Consider the following 19929-nt stretch of genomic DNA (forward strand, 5'->3'; position numbering starts at 1 on the left):
CTAGTACATCCTGCGGTTAAGCCCCATAATATCGAGAATCTTGGTGGCTATCTCTTCAACGGAATAATTAGTGCTGTTCAGGCAGGGGATCTGATTCTTACGATACAGCGCTTCGACCTCCGCCACTTCCATGCGGCACTGACGCAACGAGGCATAGCGACTGTTTTCACGGCGTTCTTCGCGAATTGCCGCCAGGCGTTCAGGGTCAATTGTCAGGCCGAACAGTTTATGTTGTAGCGGTTTTAACGATGTGGGCAGCGTCAAATTATCCATATCATCGGCGATGAAAGGGTAGTTAGCCGCACGAATACCGAATTGCATCGCCAGATAGAGGCTGGTGGGCGTTTTTCCACAGCGCGAAACGCCAAGTAAAATGACCTGAGCCTGATCGAGGTTGCGCAATGAAATGCCATCATCATGCGCCAGGGTATAATCGATAGCGGCAATACGGGCGTCATACTTGTTCAGGTTACCCGGATTAAGCCCATGAGTACGATGAGCGATCGGCGTCGGATCCAGTTTCATCTCCTGCTGAAGCGGCGCCACCAGCGCCTGGACGATATCCTGGCAGAAACCTTCGCTCTGTAAGATGATGGCGCGAATTTCAGGTAAAACAATCGAGTAAAACACCAGCGGGCGAACGCCGGTTTGCTGATAAATGGCGTCAATTTGGTCTTTGACGGCGCGGGCGCGACTTTCGTTTTCCACGAATGGCAGCGTGATGCTGCTGATCGTCACCGGAAACTGCGACATAACCGCGTGACCCAGGACCTCGGCGGTGATGGCGGTACCATCAGAAATATAGAAAACATGGCGATCAACAACATTATCCATTCTGTTCATCCTGAAGAGTAAACATAATTATCTGAAAGCATAAATTAAAAGTAACGGGAAACGTATAACTTGTCGCTTATTTTATAAAATGACAGGCGCTTTTTATAATTAATGAAAAGTGTGTTTCATTTCCTGGAAACGCAGTTTATACCGGGGGTTATTCAGGGAATGCCGTGCTATGCGCGGGTTTGCGCAACTACGTAAACAATCTGAAAAAATGAAAAAATAAATTTGCTTGAACGATTCACCGTTTTTTTCGCGGGTTTAAGTATGCCAGGATAAATACGCAACTATGTGTTTCTTAAACTCGTTCATTTATCACAAAAGGATTGTTCGATGTCCAACAATGGCTCGTCACCGCTGGTGCTTTGGTATAACCAACTCGGCATGAATGATGTAGACAGAGTTGGGGGCAAAAATGCCTCCCTGGGTGAAATGATTACTAACCTTTCCGGCATGGGCGTATCCGTTCCGAATGGTTTTGCAACCACTGCCGATGCGTTTAACCAGTTTTTGGATCAAAGCGGCGTAAACCAGCGCATTTATGAGCTGCTGGATAAGACAGATATTGATGATGTCTCCCAGCTGGCGAAAGCGGGCGCGCAGATCCGCCAGTGGATTATCGACACTCCTTTCCAGCCGGCGCTGGAAAACGCCATCCGCGATGCCTATGCGCAGCTTTCGTCGGATGATGAAAATGCCTCTTTTGCCGTGCGTTCCTCCGCCACGGCGGAAGATATGCCAGATGCTTCGTTTGCGGGTCAACAGGAAACGTTTCTTAACGTTCAGGGCTTCGACGCGGTGCTGGTGGCAGTGAAACACGTATTTGCTTCTCTGTTTAACGATCGCGCCATCTCTTATCGCGTTCACCAGGGATATGATCATCGCGGCGTAGCGCTTTCCGCTGGCGTGCAGCGGATGGTTCGCTCCGATCTCGCCTCGTCAGGGGTGATGTTCTCTATCGATACCGAATCCGGCTTTGACCAGGTGGTCTTTATCACCTCGGCATGGGGACTGGGTGAAATGGTGGTGCAGGGCGCGGTTAACCCGGATGAATTTTATGTCCATAAGCCAACCCTGGCGGCAGGCCGTCCGGCCATCGTACGCCGCACCATGGGGTCGAAAAAAATCCGCATGGTTTACGCCGCCACCCAGGAGCACGGCAAGCAAGTGAAGATTGAGGATGTGCCGCAGCAACAGCGCGACATTTTCTCGCTCACCAACGAAGAAGTGCAGGAACTGGCGAAACAAGCGGTGCAGATTGAGCAGCACTATGGTCGTCCGATGGATATCGAATGGGCGAAAGACGGTCATACCGGTAAGCTCTTTATTGTGCAGGCACGTCCGGAAACCGTGCGCTCCCGTGGCCAGGTGATGGAGCGTTATACGCTACATGCGCAGGGGAAAATCATTGCCGAAGGTCGCGCCATTGGTCATCGTATCGGCGCGGGTACGGTAAAAGTTATTCATGATATCGGCGAAATGAACCGTATTGAGCCTGGCGATGTGCTTGTCACCGATATGACCGACCCGGACTGGGAACCGATCATGAAAAAAGCGGCGGCGATTGTCACTAACCGTGGCGGGCGCACCTGTCACGCGGCGATTATCGCCCGCGAATTGGGCATTCCGGCGGTTGTCGGCTGCGGCGACGCCACCGAACGCATGAAAGATGGCGAAAAAGTAACCGTCTCCTGTGCGGAAGGTGATACCGGTTATGTGTATGCCGACATGCTGGATTTCAGCGTAAAAAGCTCCAGCGTAGATACCATGCCAGAGCTACCGCTGAAGGTCATGATGAACGTCGGCAACCCGGACAGGGCATTTGACTTTGCCTGCCTGCCGAATGAAGGCGTAGGTCTGGCGCGACTGGAATTCATCATTAACCGTATGATTGGCGTTCACCCACGCGCGCTGCTGGAGTTTGACGACCAGGATGCCGCGCTGCAAAACGACATTCGTGAGATGATGAAAGGGTTTGACTCGCCGCGTGAATTTTACGTTGGTCGACTGACGGAAGGGATCGCGACGTTAGGCGCCGCCTTCTACCCGAAACGCGTCATCGTTCGCCTGTCTGACTTTAAGTCCAACGAATACGCCAACCTGGTCGGCGGCGAACGTTATGAGCCGCATGAAGAAAACCCGATGCTGGGCTTCCGCGGCGCGGGCCGTTACGTCGCAGAAAGTTTCCGCGATTGTTTTGCGCTGGAATGCGAAGCGGTGAAACGCGTGCGCAACGATATGGGCCTTACCAACGTCGAAATCATGATCCCGTTCGTGCGGACGGTCGACCAGGCGAAAGCGGTCATCGAAGAGCTGGCGCGCCAGGGGCTTAAACGCGGCGAGAACGGGCTGAAGATCATCATGATGTGCGAGATCCCGTCCAATGCCTTGCTGGCTGAACAGTTCCTCGAGTATTTTGATGGCTTCTCGATTGGTTCTAACGACATGACGCAGCTGGCGTTGGGGCTGGATCGCGATTCCGGCGTGGTGTCTGAACTGTTTGACGAGCGTAACGACGCGGTGAAAGCGCTGCTGTCGATGGCGATCCGCGCGGCGAAAAAACAGGGCAAATATGTTGGAATTTGCGGTCAGGGTCCGTCCGACCATGAAGACTTTGCCGCCTGGCTGATGGAAGAGGGGATCGACAGCCTGTCGCTGAACCCGGACACCGTGGTTCAGACCTGGCTGAGTCTGGCGGAACTGAAGAAGTAGTGTAATACCGGATGGCGGCGTTAACGTCGCCATCCGGCAATTTATACCGCAGTGTGCTCCTGGCGCAGCCGCTCAATAATATCCTGCCGCAACAGAAACTTCTGCACTTTGCCAGAGGCGGTTCTGGGCAGTTTTTCTACGATGACGATCCGTTCCGGATATTTATACTTCGCTACCCGTTTTCGACTGAAAAAAGCGATCACCTCTTCCAGCGTCAGCGAAAGGTGCGGCGGTTTTAAGACTACATACGCGCATGAACGTTCGCCTAAGCGTTCATCAGGCATAGCAACGACGCAAGCATCGTGTATGCGGGGGTGTTGCAATAAAATATCCTCCACCTCGCGACTGCTGATATTTTCACCTCCACGTATAATAATATCCTTTTTGCGCCCGGTAATTTTGATATAACCGTCTTCATCCATGCGGCAGAGGTCGCCGCTGTAATACCAGCCCTCGTTATCCAGTGCGCGGGCGGTAAGTTCCGGCTCGTCCAGGTATCCCATAAAAACGTTCGGCCCGCGCGAGGCTTCTTCGCCTTCGTGGCCTGCTGGAAGCGTATTGCGATCTTCATCCACGATTTTAATTTCTACACCGGTGGCGGCATAACCATCGGTATTCATCATGCGTGAAGTCGAATCACCCAGATTAACCATCGAGTGTGGAGAACTTTCTGTAGAACCGTAAATACTCAATAATTTGATACCGCGCTGCTGGCAGTCGCGGGCAACCTTTTTGGGAATAATCGTGCCGCCGCATAAGAAGAATCGCAGTGAGGAGAGGTCGGCAGGCTGTTGCTCAACGGCACAAAGCAGATCGTAAATAAACGGCGTCGCGCCTGACATACAGGTACAGCGTTGCTGCGCTAATAAGGTAAGGCAGGCTTCTGGGGTAAAGATGTCCAGCAATACGCTACGCGCCCCGATTAAAAAGGGCGCGGTGACGCCGTGTAAAAATCCGGTGGCGTGGCCCAGTGGCGCAGGCATCAGGAACACATCTTGCCAGGTTAAATTCAACCGCGCGCAATACGCCCGTTCACTGGCAAGAATATTATTGTGGGTCAACATCACCCCTTTCGGCATTCCTTCTGTGCCGGAGGTAAACAGCACTGCCGCCAGTTCATCACCGTGAATGTTAATGTCTGACTGCAACGGTTCGCTGCGGTCGATGATTTGACTAAGCGCAAGCGCTGTGGTGGCAGGCGCCAGTTTATCCACGCCGACAATATGCGTCAGATGGCGCAGTTGATTTTGTAGCGGAAGGATAAGATCGACCGGACGATTCTGTTTGAATACGGTGGGGGCGAAGAATATTTTAGCCTGACATTTGTTCAGCACCCAAACCAGCTCTGCTTCTCGCCAGGCGGGAAGTAGCGGGACAGATACCGCGCCCGTTTTCAGGCAGGCCAGATAAATGAGGGTAAACTCACACCAGCCCGGAAGCTGAAAGGCCACGCGATCGCCCGGTTGAATCCCCTGAGACAGTAACCAGTTTGCCAGGCGGCTTGCCGCGTAGTCGAGCGCGGCGTAGGTCCAGGACGCGCCATGATTATCGACCACGGCGATTTTATCGGGTACGGCGCGTGCGGTTTGCCGCCAGTAGTCGCCCAGTGAAGCATCGCCCCAGTAGCCGGACTCGCGATAGGTTTTCCGCCTTGCGGCGTCAAACGTTAATGTAACACTCATTGACTTGTTCTCTATTAATACAAATGACGTAATCTCCGGGGGCAAGCCGAATAAGAGCCTATCCCATTAGGGCTATTTTACTTGCCATTTTAGACCTGGGCAGTGCTCAAAATCCTCACGTACTACGTGTACGCTCCGGTTTTTGCGCGCTGTCCGTGTCCAAACTGGCTGCGCCAATAACGCCTACTGGGATAGGCTCTAAGACGCCGTAGCGTCGTTATCCGGTGTTTCAGAGCGTCAGCCGTAGCGAAACTCAACGCCGAACGTTCCCGCCGGGTATTCCCATTTTTCGAGAAGAGTATTGCCGCAGAGAACCCTGCAGGTCCCGCATTCCAGGCAGCCCGCGGAGTCAAAATGAATATTTCCCGCATCGTCCAGCTTATAGAGTCCGGCAGGGCAGGCTTTTATTAATTTATTAAACTCCTGCATGTCAGGCGAGGAGCGCAAAATGATATGTGGGTGTCCTTCATCTACGTAAAATTTATTTACGCCCAATTTGACGTCAACATTCACCTTATTGTCCGAACTCATAATGCCGTAGCCCCTTTTATGCCGTCTTTTAATAGATTCACCAGTCCAATTTTTTTCGCATGTGACAGGATAGTTTTACGCAACGGTGGGACTGGACCACCATCAACGGTGAACAGATCGCCCACAATGTTTGCCGCCATTCGCGGGTACTCGGTAAAAAGCCGTGGGTTTTCCATTAATCCGGGGAGTTTGCGGAAATGCCGCATATCGCGTAACACGCCGTTTTTCTCCAGCGCGCGTTTGTAACCGGCAAGACTCGCGGCGGAAAAATCTTGCCGCGCTTTAGCGTCAATGGCGGTTTGAGCGGCCGCTTGCGCGGACGCGATGGCTAAATCCATGCCGCGGACGGTATAGCCGAGATTCAGGCAAAGACCGGCGGCGTCGCCGACAATCATCACGCCGTCATTTGCCAGCTCCGGCATCATTGCTATGCCGCCTTCGGGCACCATATGAGCGGAGTATTCGAGCAGCGTTCCCCCCTGAATCAAAGGGCGTATCGCCGGATGCTGTTTAAAATCTTCCAGCATTTGCGGTACGCTTTTGGTCGCGTGAGCAATGTCGCCCAGGCCACATACCAGCCCCAGAGAAACCGAATCGCGGTTGGTATAAAGAAACCCGCCGCCCATGAGCCCGTTGGAGGGCGCGCCAGCGAATAACCAGGCGGCGCCTTCATGGGACGCCAGATTAAAACGCTCTTCAATAAGTGCCGGAGAGAGCCCAATCAACTCTTTTACGCCGACGGCATAGTGATGCGCAGACGAGGCAGGCACCATGTCCAGTGAACGGCCCAGCATGGAATTCACGCCGTCCGCGAGAATCACAATATTCGCATCAAGAATATCATCCCCGGCCTGAACGCCAGTGACGCGATTGCCTTCACGTACCAGAGCGTCGACCCGTACACCTGGGATAAACTGCGCGCCAGCCTGCTCCGCCTGCGCCATTAACCACGGGTCCAGTTTGTTGCGCAGTACGGTATATGACGTAAGGGGCGGAGTAGGGGGCGCGCGGTGAAAATCAAGTGTGACGGCGCTTTCTTCGGTTAAAAAGGAGATTTTTTCACGGGTAACGACGCGTTCGATGGGGGCGGACGTTGCGAATCCCGGCATAATACTTTCGATACTGTGAGCGTAGAGCCGGCCACCGGTCATATTTTTGCTGCCCGCGCTGTTTCCGCGTTCAATAACCAGTACATCCAGTCCCGCTTTTGCCATCACATACGCGGCGACCGTTCCTGCTACGCCTGCGCCCACCACAATAGCGTCAAATTTATCATCCGACATGCTTTATGCTCCTTTCCCGCCGTATCGACGACGGGAGATGTGCGTTGAAAAAGGAATTAGCGGCTTAACTGGTCGATGAGGGCAGGAACAACCTTATAGATATCGCCCACCAGGCCATAATCGGCATAATTGAAAATGGGCGCGTTTTTATCTTTGTTAATTGCGACAATAATTTTTGCGCCGTTTCCACCCACCATATGTTGAATTTGGCCGGAAATGCCCAGCGTCAGATAGAGATCGGATTTCAACAGAACGCCGGATACGCCAATATAACGCTCACGTTCCATCCAGTTTTCACCTTCCGCAATGGGGCGGGAACAGCCCACTTCTGCGCCGAGAACGGCCGCCAGTTTATGCACCATATCCAGATCGCTTTGCGCCGCCAGGCCTCGCCCTACGCCGATGACCCGTTTGGCTTTGCTCAAATCGACGCTGCTTAGCGATTTCGCGCGCCGCTGCTGGCACAATACCTCGTGGCGTGGGGCAATATATGCCAGCGTGGTCTGCGGGCAAGTATGACCGGGGAGAGGGGCGGCGGGTTCCAGCACGCCGGGTGCCAGCGTAATAATCGCCTGCGGACTGTTTAATTTCTCTTTGCCGAAAGCAAGTCCGCCGTACATGCGATGCTCTGCGTGTAGCGTCCCGTCGAGGAGGTCAATAGACGTCGCGTCGTTCACCATCATGGCGTCAAGCTGGATGCTCAGCCGGGCGCCCAGCGCTTTACAGCGCTTGGTCGCCGCCATGAGCAGCAGCCCATTTTGGTCGCCTAATAATGAGGCCAGCGTTTCGGCATAGTTTTCCACGCGCTGCAAATCCGTATGCGATTCAAGAACGACTATCTCATCAGCGCCAAGCGCTTTCACGTAGTCGATCTCCGTGTTTCCTTGCACGATGGCGTAAACTTTTTCTCCCCACTGCCGCGCGCCGGTCATTAATTCGGCATAACGCTCTACGTTATCGCTAAATACCCATACGTTAGCTAAATGATTCATGATAATTTTTCTCCGTTGGGTTTAGTTCAGGGATTTTTTCAAATGGTCGGCCAGTGCGGTAATGGCTTCCGGCGAATCGTTATCGAGAATGATATGCTTGCGTTCTGTCTGCGGCGGTACCGAGATGGCGACCAGTTCCGCCAGTGGCGTGGTTGGGGTCCAGTGGATATCGCTCGCCAGCCACGACGTAACGGCTTTTTTCCCGGCGCCGAGAATGGCTTTCATTGACGGGATGCGTGGAACGTTAATATCTGAGGTCACGCAAAGCACCGCGGGCAGCGTGAGCTCGATAATTTCAACGTCTTCTTCCAGTGTGCGTTCAACGATGATTTTGTCGCCGTCGCGTTGAATATGGCTTACTGCGTTGATGACGGGGAGTTTCAGGAGTTCGCCAGTCAGCAGGCCCACCTGTTGGGCATAAATATCGCCGGAGCCCTCCCCGAAGAGCAGCAGGTCAAAGCCAATTTTCTCCGCCGCGGATGCTAGCGCCAGCGCGGTTTCTTTGGGCAGGGCGTGCTCCAGTTGCGCATCCTGAACCATGAAAAGCGCATCCGGCCCGCGGGATAACACATCTTTGCGGACTTTTGAATTTTGTAACAGAGAGCCGCCGACGGTGAGCGCGGCGATCTCGTCGCCACCGCCAGCTAACTGCGCGGCGGCCTCAATTGCATTTAAATCAAACTGGCTGATTTTGGCCTCGGCACGATCAAAATTGAGCGAATGCTCCGGGGTCACGGTAATGTCCTGTTCTTCAGGCACCAACTTAAAGCAGGTTATTATTTTCATTGCATCTCCAGTGAGTCGCGTGCGGATAAGTAACGTAAATCTGACTGAAAATAGTCTGCGGCAGTCTGAAGAGGTTTACGATGGGTCAATCTGTTTTCCTTGCCAACAATCTTGCACAAAAAATCTGCGAACAGAGAATCGTTAGCAACCATCTGAAAAGGGCGTCATAAAAATATAAATACGGTAGTGAGAATAATAAGTGCGAAGCATATCATCATTTTTTAACATGAAACGTGCGATGTTGTTTCTGTGAGGTTAAAAGAAAACATCAAAGATATGTCGGCTATGTATTTTTGTCTGATAATACGCCATCGACAGGTAATCTGAGCTGTCTGCAAAAGAACATAATATCTTGCATTCGGAACGAATAATCTTGTTTTGCTGGTAATCTCCACGGTTGTACAACACTGACGCTCGCTTTATTTTATCCTGGTTATCTTTTTAAACCTGACAGAGGTTATTATGTATCAGCGCTGTTTTGACTCCGCCGCGGAGACGATTTTTGAACAGGACAAGACCCCTCGATTTTCACGTTTTGTCATTAGCGATGATCCAAACTGGGAGTCTGGCCATCATATGCATGATAATGAAACAGAGCTTATTTACGTCAAAAAAGGGATAGCCAGGTTAATTATTGACTCTTCACTCTACGTCGCGCATGCGGACGATATTGTCGTCGTTGAGCGGGGGCGGCTACACGCTGTAGCATCCGACAGCAATTCGCCGGCTACCACCTATACCTGTGCGCTGTATGGGTTTTGTTTTCCAGGTTGGGAAGAAAACCAACTATTGCAGAGTCATTCCTGTCCGGTGGTTTCCGTGGTTCAGGGGAAAGAGGTCATTAAAAGTATCTTTAATGAATTAAGCGTGTTACTTCCGCAGGGGAAAAACGTATTGGCTTCCTCTGTATACGATGCATTTGCTTACACTCTGACCGCACTTTACTATGAAAATTTTAAAAATGCCTATCGTTCTGAACAAGGCTACATTAAAAAAGATGTATTAATTAAGGATGTGCTTGTTTATCTCAATAATAATTATCGTGAAAAAATCACGCTTGACCAGCTATCGAAAAAATTTCGTGCCAGCGTCAGTTATATATGCCATGAATTTGCCAAAGAATATCATATATCCCCTATCAACTATGTTATTCAACGACGTATGACCGAGGCCAAGTTTGCGCTGACAAACACTGAGTCGCCACTGGCAGAAATTTCATGGCGGGTAGGATATGAAAATGTGGACCATTTTGCCAAATTGTTTATGCGGCATGTAGGATGTTCTCCCAACGATTATCGTAAGCAATTTAAAAATAGTCTGGTTGAGCAGGCGTATTTGCTGCCAAATACCTGACGGCGAAATATATCTGATTTATTCGGCCTGATGCCGTAAAGCAGTCAGGCCGAATAAGACGTTCCGGTACGATCCTTACTTGTTCTGATAGTCTTTCAGAATCTGGCGTCCTGCCACATAGATCATAATTTCATCCGTGCCGCCACCGATACGTTCGCAGCGAACATCGCGCCAGAAGCGGGAGACACGGGCTTCGTCAGTATAACCAAGCCCACCCATAATCTGAATCGCATCGTCAATCACTTCCATCGCTGTGCGTGCGCAATACAGCTTAGCCAGCGCGGCGCTGGTACGCAGTGACTCTTCCCGATCGGCCTGCCAGGCGACTTTCAACACCATATTGCGCATGTTTTCGATTTTGATGGCCATTAACGCCAGCTTTTCCTGGATCATCTGGTTATGGCCGATGGGTTTACCAAAGGCGATACGCTGGTTGGCGTAACGGGCGGCATCTTCAAATGCGCATTCGGCGAAACCTGTACTGCGCGCCGCATTAATCAAACGCTCCATCTCAAAATTGTACATGACATTGAGGAAACCCATGCCTTCTTCACCGACCCGGTCGCTTTCGTCCACCTCGACATTATCGAGATAAACTTCGCATGTACTCAACATGTGCCAGCCAATTTTGTGCAGCGGATTAATCTTTATGCCCGGTTTATTTGAGTCCACCCACCAAAGCGTGAACGCTTTTTTAGGATCTTTTGGCTCCGTATCGCGCGCCAGAACCAGCATGTAAGGATATTCTTTTGCACCGGTGATAAATGTTTTTTGGCCGTTAAGATAAACCTTGCCGTTTTTACGCGTCCAGGTTGTTGTGGCGCTATTATTATCAGAGCCCGCGCCAGGTTCTGTTAAGGCTAGCGCATATGCTGGATCGCCGGTGGCCAGAGTACTTTCTGCTGTTTTACGCAGTTGTTCTGCGGAACCAAAACGGCGCATGCTGTGAATGCATTGGCCGTTGGTAATCAAAAAGGCCGGAGCGCCGCATTTTGAGATTTCCATCAGCGCCAGCATTTGCGTTACATAGTCAGCCGGAATGCCGCCGAATTCTTCCGGGACGCCCAGCATCGAAATACCGTTTTCCGCCAGCGCCTGCATAAATTCTTTGGGATAGGTGCCCGTTTGATCGCAGGTACGGAAATACTCTTCCGGAAAATTGCTGGTGATTAACTCGCGAATACTGGCCAGTAATAGTTCTTGTTCTTCAGTTAATGAAAAATCCATATTTGTACTCCTTTTAATGTGTTGCGTCAGGAAGCGTGAATCCCATAGTGCTATCGGTAAATAATCTTGTGTCCATCAGTTTTAAATCTGGTGAGATAACCGGTGAAAAATCCATCTTGTCAAGAATATCCCGTTGCAGATCGACGCCAGGCGCAATTTCAATTAAATGCAGGCCATCTTGTTTGAGAGTGAAAACCGCACGTTCAGTGATGTAACGCACGTCTAACCCGCGCTCAAGCGCAATTTTTCCACTGAACGTAATTTCCGGCAGTTCGCTGACGAATTTTTTCACGCGACCTTCCTGCAGAATATTTAATTTGCCATCGGTAATTTCAGTTTTTAAACTTCCGGCCGTCAGAGTTCCGCAGAAAATAATTTTTTGCGACGTTGCGCTAATATCGATAAACCCGCCGGTGCCCATAATTTTGCCGTTGAATTTATGTACACCGACATTACCGTGTTGATCCACTTCGGCAAAACTTAAATAGCAGACATCGAGCCCACCGCCGTGATAAAAATCAAATTGTGAGGTCATATCGAGGATCGCGCGGGTATTGACATTGGCGCCGAAGGCCACACCCTGAGAGGTAATACCGCCCACCGGGCCAGTTTCTACGGTCAGCACGAAGTCATCGGCGCAGCCTTCCTCGCGAGCGACCAGACCAATGCCGTCGGCAATGCCTACGCCCACATTGCCTACCGCGCCTTTACGCATTTCAAACAGCGCGCGTCGGGCTACCAGCTTGCGCTGATTAAGGGGCAGGGTAAGCTGGGTACTATCATCAAGAGTAAAATCCCCGGAGATAAATCGGTTCACCGGCGCGCCGCCATAGAGTTGCGTCTGGTCGGCGTCGACAACCACAATATCCACCAGATAGCCGGGAATACGCACGGATTTTGGATGCAGCGTGGCTTTTTTTACCATTTTCTGCACCTGCATCATTACAATACCGCCATTATTGTGAACGGCCTGGGCGATCACCAGTGCATCAAGATACATCACCTCATCTTCAAATGATGCATAGCCTTCGCTGTCGCAGGTGGTGGCGCGGATAAAAGCCACATTAGGCGCTATCGCTTTATAATAGAGATATTCTTTATTATCGATCTCTACCAGCTTAATGAGATCTTCTTTAGTCACGTCGTTTAATTTTCCGCCCTGTTGGCGAGGGTCGACAAAGGTACCAATACCGATATCGCTCAGAATACCCGGCTGGTGTGCGGCGCTGGCGCGCAGCGTCTGGGTTAATACGCCTTGTGGGTAGTTATAGGCGGCGATTTTATTTTGTTCAGCCAGTTCAGAAATACGGGGAGATTGCCCCCAATGTCCGCATAGCGCCCATTTTACCAATCCCTCCTGCGCCAGCGGGCTGATGCCGCGATCGGCGCGGTCACCTAATCCGGTAGGGCTAATAATAGATAAATCTCGTGGTGACTGGGTTGTTTGATATTTATCTGCCAGTGCGGTAATTAATGTTGTCGCTTCGAGAATACCGCCGCCAGCGCCCAGAATACATAAAGTGGCCTCATCTGGAATATAATTTACTGCTTCTTGTGCAGAGAGCACGGGAACGCGGCCATTAATGCGTGATGGCTTATTGATTTTCATATTTACTCCACTATTATCCCTGAAAGCAATATCGATATAACCGTGTTAAGGTAATAAAGACAGCGGCTTTCAATGAATATGGAACATATTCATATCAGATAACTATTTATTTTATTGTGGCAGAAAGAGAATATTCCGCCACACGATAAAGTATTACGCCTGGTGCAATATAGTTAATACGGTACGCAGATCGGCTACCGATATTTGTCCCGGCGCAGATGCTTTTTTCACCGCGCCAAACGTTGCTGCAGAACCGAACACTTCGCCGGCAAGACGAGATATTACCCCGGTTTTCGACATCGACATGGTAATAATCGGACGATCCGCATAGCGCTCCTGCATTTCTACAGTGGCGGTAAGTAAGGTCAGGACATCGGCTTTAGTCTGTGGCATGACGGCGATCTTCGGAATATCGGCGCCCAGTTCCTGCATTTTACGCAGACGCTGAACAATCTCTTCCGCTGCGGGCGTTTTATGAAAATCATGGTTAGACATGATCACCGCAACATTGTGTTGATGAGCATAGCCGACGGTGGCTTTCACCTCGTCGTCGCCGGTAAAAAGCTCAAGATCGATCATATCGACCAGACCGCTGTCAACCGCTGCACGATTCAGAGCGATATACTGTCCGGTAGTTAGCGCCTGTTCGCCGCCTTCTTTCGCGCTGCGGAAGGTAAATAGCAAGGGTTTATCGGTAATAATCTCCCGGATGGCGCCGGCGGCCTCAAGTACGCTTTCCGCCGTTGTCACGTTGGCAAAATGGTCAACGCGCCACTCCAGAATATCGAAATCCGCTTCACGGTAGGCGAGTGCTTCCGATTTCACATCGGTAATGGTTTTTCCCATTAGCGACACAATGATCTTTGGCGCGCCTTCGCCAACCACGAGATCTCTTACAGTTACGGTTTTCATTTGGTACCCTTCATTGTCATTCGTCGCAATTATAATTTTACCGGTCAGGCTGTGAATCCCATCACCTGCTTCACATAGTCCAATGGAAATGCTTTTCCTGTCCACAGTTCAAACTGTTCGGCTCCTTGCCATAACAACATGCCGTAACCATCAATTGTTTTGCAACCAGCTTGTTGCGCCTGCTGCAATAACTTTGTCATATGCGGATTATAAACACATTCGGTGACCAGCAATTCAGGGCGGAGCAGGGAAACATCGCCGATCAGGGATTCGTTCTCCAATGGTTTCATGCCAACTTTGGTGCCGTTCGTCAGAATATCTGCGCTGGCAAGCGCTTCAGTAAAAGCGTGCTGATCGGCAAGATCGGTGACGGTAACGACGCAATCGGTGTTTTCATTCACCCGCTTCGCAAAGGCAACCGCTTTTTCGAAAAAGTCATCTTTACGGTTAAACAGTTTAATTTCCTTAATGCCTTCAATGGCTGCCTGGGCGCCAATGGCGGTAGCCGCGCCTCCCGCGCCGAGCAGCACCATGGTTTTTCCCCGAATATCGAAACCGCTTTCTTTAATTGCCCGAATATGGCCCGTACCATCCGTGTTGTAGCCGCGTAGATAGCCGTCATCGTTAACAATGGTGTTGATAGCGCCAACCAGTTTTGCTGCTGGCGTTAATTCATCGACATACTCACACGCGAGCTGTTTGTTTGGCATGGAGACGCCCGTACCGCGCATTTTTAATGCTTTCAGTCCTTCAATGGCGCTGGCAAACGTCGTGTTATCCACTTCGAAAGCCATATAGGTATACGGTAGCCCCGCTTTTTCTAACGCTTTGTTTTGCATTTCGGGCGATAAGCTATGACGGATAGGATACGCCATAAGACCAATTAATTCATATTTTGCGGTAACATCCATTTTATACTCCTTAATAAGTGGACAGTGCAGAGCAGGGCGCATGCCTGTTGCGCATCGTTAACATTTTTACTGGAAATAACGCTCGCCAAATCGGACATCGTTTTGCGGGATCTTAAATACGCGATAATAGCGAATAAATACAATAATGGCGGTGATAAATGTCAGTAGTGCAAAGGCAAAATCTAACAAAATGATATATTGCAGGCCAATAGTAGAGAGATAACCGGTGATCAGTGGAATAATAAAGTTAGCTACGCCCCCCATCATCATATATATACTGGTGACTTTAGCTTTACTCTTAGGGAAAAATTCCGACATTACCGATACACCTAATTGTAAAATACCTCCAGCAGCGGAAAAACCAATCACGAAGGCGCCAGCATTACAGATCAGTGGAGAGGGATACAGGTAAATTGCCGCAGCGGTGAGTGTCGCCAGCCCGGCATTGAAAACATTGGCCCAGATAGGGCGAACCATTTTTTTCAGCAATGCGGCAAAAATAAACACGCAAACCAACGATCCCATACTGTAATAAGAGATGGTTTTCAGCGCGTCGGATTCCGCCATTCCGGCGAAGGCCATCGCATATTTAGGCATCCAGACCACAATCACATAGAAGGTTGAGAACGCGGCGACGCCAAATAAAACGGAAGCTACGCCTTCCAGCCAGACGAGGGGAGTACTGTTCATCTGGGGTAATTCTTTCGCAATACTGGCATCGACAAGTTGGCTGGGAAAACGGCTTTTCAACAGCATCAACGTGATGAGGACGAAAAGGATACCGGGGATTACCACCGCGTAGCCGTACCAGATATGGTTGACTAACAAGGCGCTGACAATAAGGGGATAAATCATTTGCCCAAAAGAGACCATCGCTTTAACCAGAATAACTGCCGAGCCCGATGCTTTGGGAAAACACTCCATTAATGCAGGGTATCCGCCGGTATCCAGCGCGGAGTTCGCCACGCCGACACACACCGCTAATATGAAAGCGATCATCAGGTTAGGACTGGCGGGAATACCGAAGAAAAATAGCATATATAGTACGGCGCCAAGCAGTATTATTGCCCGACGGCCAAATTTATCGGACAGTACGCCAAAGAATAAAATACTGACCAGACGACCAAGACCAATGCCAGAGATTAAATAGGCGATACCGGCACTATCCGTGGAGAATTTCTGTGCAAGGGAGGTCATGTTCTGGGCTAGTGTAATAACACTCATGCCGTGGAGAAAGTAACTAAAATAAATGCAGATAACAGCCAGCAAATATGGCATGTTGCGAGCCTTGTTCTGAGACATTTGTTCACAGCTCCTTGCTGATGGTTTGATTCAATGTCCTGCTTATTACTGCTTTACTACATGCAGCGATTGTTCAGTAACACTATAAGTCGGTACTGTCGTTATATGTACATAACATGGCGTTTAAAATGCCAGGTTTATTGCATTGATAGCATTTCATTTGTTAGCCATGAAATATAAAAATTGCTGCGAATTTGTTGTTTAATACATATAACTCGTGATGCTCATCGCAATTTTTCTGATAAGTGTGAAGATAATGAATAATAATTAACACGAAAATTACATTTTTTGTTTCCCGGTGATAATGGCTAACGTTTTATTTTGCATAGCAAGGCAATAATATTGCAACTGGCACGCTAACATTTATTGCGCGGTTGACGCTGCTTCAGCGTGATGTTGTGATTCAGCCCGACTTCGGTAACCGATGAACAGTGCGAGGAGAAATCCCACTGCGGCGATACCGGTATCAAACCACATAATATGTGCAATGCTCATTTCTGAAATCCGCGCTGTGATCAACGGAATAGTGAACGTCGCGATACTGCCGGCGCTGTAATAAATGCCGGTCGCTTTACCTTTCTCCTGTGGAAAACGGGCCGCCATCAGCGTCAGGCCGATTTGTACTACGCCACCGGCGGAAGAGAATCCAATGACGAATGCGAAGATCATAACAACATAGGCCTGAGGATGCAGGCAGACCGTCAGAAGCGCAATAAAAGAGATAAAGGTATAAAACATCAATAATGTGGTAGAGCGAATTGTTTTTCTGACCAGCGGGGCGGTTATAAAAACGCAGAGTAGCGATCCGCAGGTATAAATACTTAACAGTTTGATGGATTGGGTATACGACATTCCTGCGACGAACTGTCCATACTGCGCCAGCCACTGGCTGATAAGATAAAAGGTTGCCATCGAGATATAGCCATAAAGGGTGTAGCTGATAAGATCGATGAGGGAGCAATGATGTACGCCTGCGACAGGCGCTTGCGAGATTTTGGGCTTCAATATCCGACCAGGATAGGGTGGAAAAGGACAGCGTAATAAAAACAGAGCATTAATAAGCATGATCGCCCCGGCAAGCAGGAAGGACCAGCCAAACCACATATTAGCCCAGACTAATAAACTGATAATAATGGGCAACAAGAATTGCCCGCCAGAGACAAATGCTTTGATCAGAATATTTGCCGTACTGGGGGAGCGAGGGAAGGCTTCCATCAAACTGGGATAGGTACCTGCATCCAAAAAACTGTTGGCCATACCCGCTAAAAAGCCACAGGCATAAGCGACAAAAATCGTCTGAGCATAAAGAATGCCAATGAAAAAAATCAGGTAACAGGCGGTCCCCAGAATGATAAAAGGACGGCGACCAAAGCGATCGGAAAGCATACCGGCGATTAACAAAACGCTTAGCCGGCCAATACCAAGCGAAGAGATCACAATAGATACGCCTGCGGCACTGGTATGCCATTGCTGTTCAAGCGATGACATGTTCAGGCTCATCAGGATAACCCCCATGCCATGTACAAAGTAATTAAAATACAACCCTACAGCGGTAGGGAAATAACGATTTTTCATATTATCTGACTCAGAGATGCCGCCTGAAAGTTACAGTGGTATACACAGGCAGGAAGCATATTGGATAGGGTGACAAGTCAATGTCGTGATTGTGTGGTTTTCTATCCGGTATCAATACGATGCGGCGATAAAGTTTACGTCTAACACAGCCGCTCCAGATCATGTGCGAAAAGTTCGGCAGCAACAGATTGATAAATTTTCCACTCGATAAAATCACCCTCTGTATAAATGGACTGAAAAGAAGATAAATCAGGGAAGTAACGCATTGTATTATTGCCGATGCGGTTATTTATTTTGTCAACAATGGCGTTAATTCGTCGCTGTCTCCTGGCTTTCATTTCCTTCAGCCTGGCAATGATTTCTGGAGAGATGGGTGTGTCGCCAGCTTCCCATCGTTGCCAGGTTGTCGAATTATTATCCTGGGTGATATAGATTGTGCATTCTTCAATCGTCATATCAAAAATACGCCGTAGTGCTTGTAGTTCTAACGCGTTCATCATTTTTTAGGCTTTTATATGAAAAAAGTGATGCTATAAATAGCACCACCGACACCGTTTCGACTTGAACAGAATCACACTATTTTGTGCAATATTATTTGTTCGTTGCAGATATCGCGGTGTTGAAGGGAAACGGGAGCTGGCTTATGTAACAATGCAGCGAAAAAAGTTAAAAAAAAAGCCCATCGTAGGAGACGGGCAAAGACTACACACAGCAATTCGTTGTTTCACTCAGGGGATTTCCATGCTTATAAATCAATGTGTTGATTTATAACCGTGTGCTAATAGTAGGCATGAGCACTTTTTGCGTCGATCAGATTCGTCTCAATAGTTTAAAAACTGTAACGGATTTGCGACAGAAATGAGATGCGGCGGGGAACAGACGGGCGAATCAAAATGGGGTGTGCGTTGAATTGATAAACGTCGCTAAAGCATCGGGCGGCGATGCCGCCCGACGGGATTATGACTGCTTGTTGGCTTCCTCGATGTCATCCAGCTCTTCAAGGATCTCCTCTGGTTCATTCGTCGGCGCCGGAACTTCATGTACCCATGCGGAGAACAAACGCCAGGTCACGGCCAGAAGCACCGGTCCAATAAACAGACCAATCATACCGAATGCAATCAGGCCGCCGATTACCCCGGAAAGGATCAGAAGCAGCGGTAAATCGGCACCCATGCGGATGAGTACCGGGCGAATCACGTTATCCAGAGTGCCGACGACGGCGCTCCAAACCAGCAGCACGGTGCCCCAGGTGGTGTCGCCTGTCCAGTAAAGCCAGATAATGGCTGGAATCAATACCGGCAACGGCCCCAACTGAACCAGACACGAAAGGATCATCACTACCGTCAACAGGGTAGCGTAAGGCACGCCGGAAATCGCCAGCCCGACGCCGCCAAGTACCGCCTGTACCAGCGCGGTAACCACCACGCCAAGCGCCACGGCGCGGATCGCCTGGGCAGCCAGCAGAACCGCCGCATCGCCGCGTTTAGCCGCGAGACGACAGGCAAAATGGCGTATACCCATCGCCACTTGTTCGCCGCGCCAGTAAAGCAGGGCGCTAAACAACAGCATCAGGGCACAGTGCATCATAAAGCGTCCGATATGCGCCGCCTGACCGACAAACCAGGTCGTGGTTGTGCCGATATAAGGCCGCACTTTCGCCATAATAGCGCTACCGCCCATATCCAGCAGGCTATGCCATCCGGCATACAGTTTGGCGCCAACCAACGGAATATTATTTAACCATGCCAGATCGGGTAGCGTCATATCGCCGCCGGTTACTGCATGGATGAGCGGGCCGCTACCATCGACAATGCTGTTCACCAGCAAGGCGACGGGAATAACGAAGAGCAGCACTAACAGCAGCGTCATGACCAATACGGCAAGCGAGCGGCGGCCCCACAATATTTTTTGTAATTTCAGCAAAACGGGCCAGGTCGCGATAACAATCGTACCTGCCCATGCAAACCCCAAAATAAAAGGCTGTACTATCCACAAACAGGCCACAATCATGATGGCTAAAAACAGCACCGATAGCAGCACTTGCGCAATATCCCTGGGCTGACGAACATTTACCATAAATACTTTTCACCTTTGTCTTTGCGCCAGAACGTTGGCGCGACGTGAACATGCAAACCACACCCTATAATGATGAGCAATTTCAGCGGTTTTTAACAGGCCGATTCTGCATGTAATTCTGTTGGGCGCACAGGAAAAAAA

General features: G+C 49.9%; 16 protein-coding genes and 1 other RNA gene. 2 read left to right on the forward strand and 15 right to left on the reverse strand.

Annotated elements, in window-relative coordinates; genetic code table 11:
• Positions 1 to 834 carry a posphoenolpyruvate synthetase regulatory kinase/phosphorylase PpsR gene (gene ppsR / locus J1G48_RS10220; protein WP_000370992.1) on the reverse strand — a complete coding sequence of 278 codons (834 nt, stop codon included), beginning with the start codon at positions 832 to 834 and terminating at the stop codon, positions 1 to 3.
• A gap of 336 nt (positions 835 to 1170) precedes the next feature.
• Between ppsR and ppsA the strand changes: the two genes are divergently transcribed.
• Positions 1171 to 3549 carry a phosphoenolpyruvate synthase gene (ppsA, locus tag J1G48_RS10225; protein WP_000069336.1) on the forward strand — a complete coding sequence of 793 codons (2379 nt, stop codon included), beginning with the start codon at positions 1171 to 1173 and terminating at the stop codon, positions 3547 to 3549.
• Between the two features lie 41 nt (positions 3550 to 3590).
• Here the strand turns inward: ppsA and fadK are convergent, their stop codons facing one another.
• From fadK to J1G48_RS10250, 5 genes are all read right to left on the reverse strand, one after another.
• A complete protein-coding gene (gene fadK, locus J1G48_RS10230) occupies positions 3591 to 5231 on the reverse strand; it encodes a medium-chain fatty-acid--CoA ligase (protein ID WP_000117499.1) in 1641 nt (546 codons plus the stop codon).
• Between the two features lie 237 nt (positions 5232 to 5468).
• Positions 5469 to 5762 carry a ferredoxin family protein gene (locus J1G48_RS10235; protein ID WP_000093362.1) on the reverse strand — a complete coding sequence of 98 codons (294 nt, stop codon included), beginning with the start codon at positions 5760 to 5762 and terminating at the stop codon, positions 5469 to 5471.
• Positions 5759 to 7045, reverse strand: coding sequence for an FAD-dependent oxidoreductase (locus J1G48_RS10240; RefSeq protein WP_001278555.1), 1287 nt, complete (start codon positions 7043 to 7045; stop codon positions 5759 to 5761). The genes J1G48_RS10235 and J1G48_RS10240 overlap by 4 nt, the downstream gene beginning before the upstream one ends.
• A 56-nt stretch (positions 7046 to 7101) precedes the next feature.
• On the reverse strand, positions 7102 to 8037 hold the full coding sequence (locus J1G48_RS10245) for an electron transfer flavoprotein subunit alpha (protein ID WP_001015883.1): 936 nt from the start codon (positions 8035 to 8037) through the stop codon (positions 7102 to 7104).
• 21 nt (positions 8038 to 8058) lie between these two features.
• Positions 8059 to 8823: an electron transfer flavoprotein gene (locus J1G48_RS10250; RefSeq protein ID WP_000692101.1), complete on the reverse strand. Its 765-nt coding sequence runs from the start codon at positions 8821 to 8823 to the stop codon at positions 8059 to 8061.
• A 462-nt stretch (positions 8824 to 9285) separates the two neighbouring features.
• Here J1G48_RS10250 and J1G48_RS10255 point away from each other — a divergent pair, with 462 nt between their 5' ends.
• Positions 9286 to 10176, forward strand: coding sequence for an AraC family transcriptional regulator (locus tag J1G48_RS10255; RefSeq protein ID WP_000284832.1), 891 nt, complete (start codon positions 9286 to 9288; stop codon positions 10174 to 10176).
• Between the two features lie 75 nt (positions 10177 to 10251).
• On the opposite strand, the gene J1G48_RS10260 is transcribed toward J1G48_RS10255, so the two are convergent.
• The 9 genes from J1G48_RS10260 to ydiK all read right to left on the reverse strand — a co-directional run bounded on the left by J1G48_RS10260 (position 10252) and on the right by ydiK (position 19788).
• Positions 10252 to 11403 carry an acyl-CoA dehydrogenase gene (locus J1G48_RS10260; RefSeq protein WP_000347819.1) on the reverse strand — a complete coding sequence of 384 codons (1152 nt, stop codon included), beginning with the start codon at positions 11401 to 11403 and terminating at the stop codon, positions 10252 to 10254.
• A 13-nt stretch (positions 11404 to 11416) separates the two neighbouring features.
• A complete protein-coding gene (locus J1G48_RS10265) occupies positions 11417 to 13012 on the reverse strand; it encodes an acyl CoA:acetate/3-ketoacid CoA transferase (RefSeq protein ID WP_000700599.1) in 1596 nt (531 codons plus the stop codon).
• 153 nt (positions 13013 to 13165) lie between these two features.
• Positions 13166 to 13924: a type I 3-dehydroquinate dehydratase gene (gene aroD / locus J1G48_RS10270; protein WP_000860224.1), complete on the reverse strand. Its 759-nt coding sequence runs from the start codon at positions 13922 to 13924 to the stop codon at positions 13166 to 13168.
• Positions 13925 to 13968: 44 nt separating this feature from the next.
• Positions 13969 to 14835, reverse strand: coding sequence for a quinate/shikimate dehydrogenase (ydiB, locus tag J1G48_RS10275; protein WP_000383488.1), 867 nt, complete (start codon positions 14833 to 14835; stop codon positions 13969 to 13971).
• A 66-nt stretch (positions 14836 to 14901) separates the two neighbouring features.
• A complete protein-coding gene (locus tag J1G48_RS10280; RefSeq protein WP_000081209.1) occupies positions 14902 to 16137 on the reverse strand; it encodes an MFS transporter in 1236 nt (411 codons plus the stop codon).
• 363 nt (positions 16138 to 16500) lie between these two features.
• The gene (locus J1G48_RS10285) at positions 16501 to 17712 is read right to left on the reverse strand and encodes an MFS transporter (RefSeq protein ID WP_000797667.1); all 1212 of its coding nucleotides are present in this window, start codon (positions 17710 to 17712) and stop codon (positions 16501 to 16503) included.
• A gap of 140 nt (positions 17713 to 17852) precedes the next feature.
• Positions 17853 to 18212 (reverse strand): YdiL family protein, encoded by a 360-nt coding sequence (locus tag J1G48_RS10290; RefSeq protein WP_000980459.1) that lies wholly within the window; start codon positions 18210 to 18212, stop codon positions 17853 to 17855.
• A 167-nt stretch (positions 18213 to 18379) separates the two neighbouring features.
• Positions 18380 to 18487: antisense sRNA RprA (gene rprA / locus J1G48_RS10295), an RNA gene on the reverse strand.
• 182 nt (positions 18488 to 18669) lie between these two features.
• Positions 18670 to 19788 carry an AI-2E family transporter YdiK gene (gene ydiK, locus J1G48_RS10300; RefSeq protein ID WP_000248615.1) on the reverse strand — a complete coding sequence of 373 codons (1119 nt, stop codon included), beginning with the start codon at positions 19786 to 19788 and terminating at the stop codon, positions 18670 to 18672.
• Positions 19789 to 19929: the final 141 nt, after the last annotated feature.

Origin of the sequence: Salmonella sp. SAL-020, assembly GCF_017372215.1 — a bacterium.
Lineage (GTDB): Bacteria > Pseudomonadota > Gammaproteobacteria > Enterobacterales > Enterobacteriaceae > Salmonella > Salmonella enterica.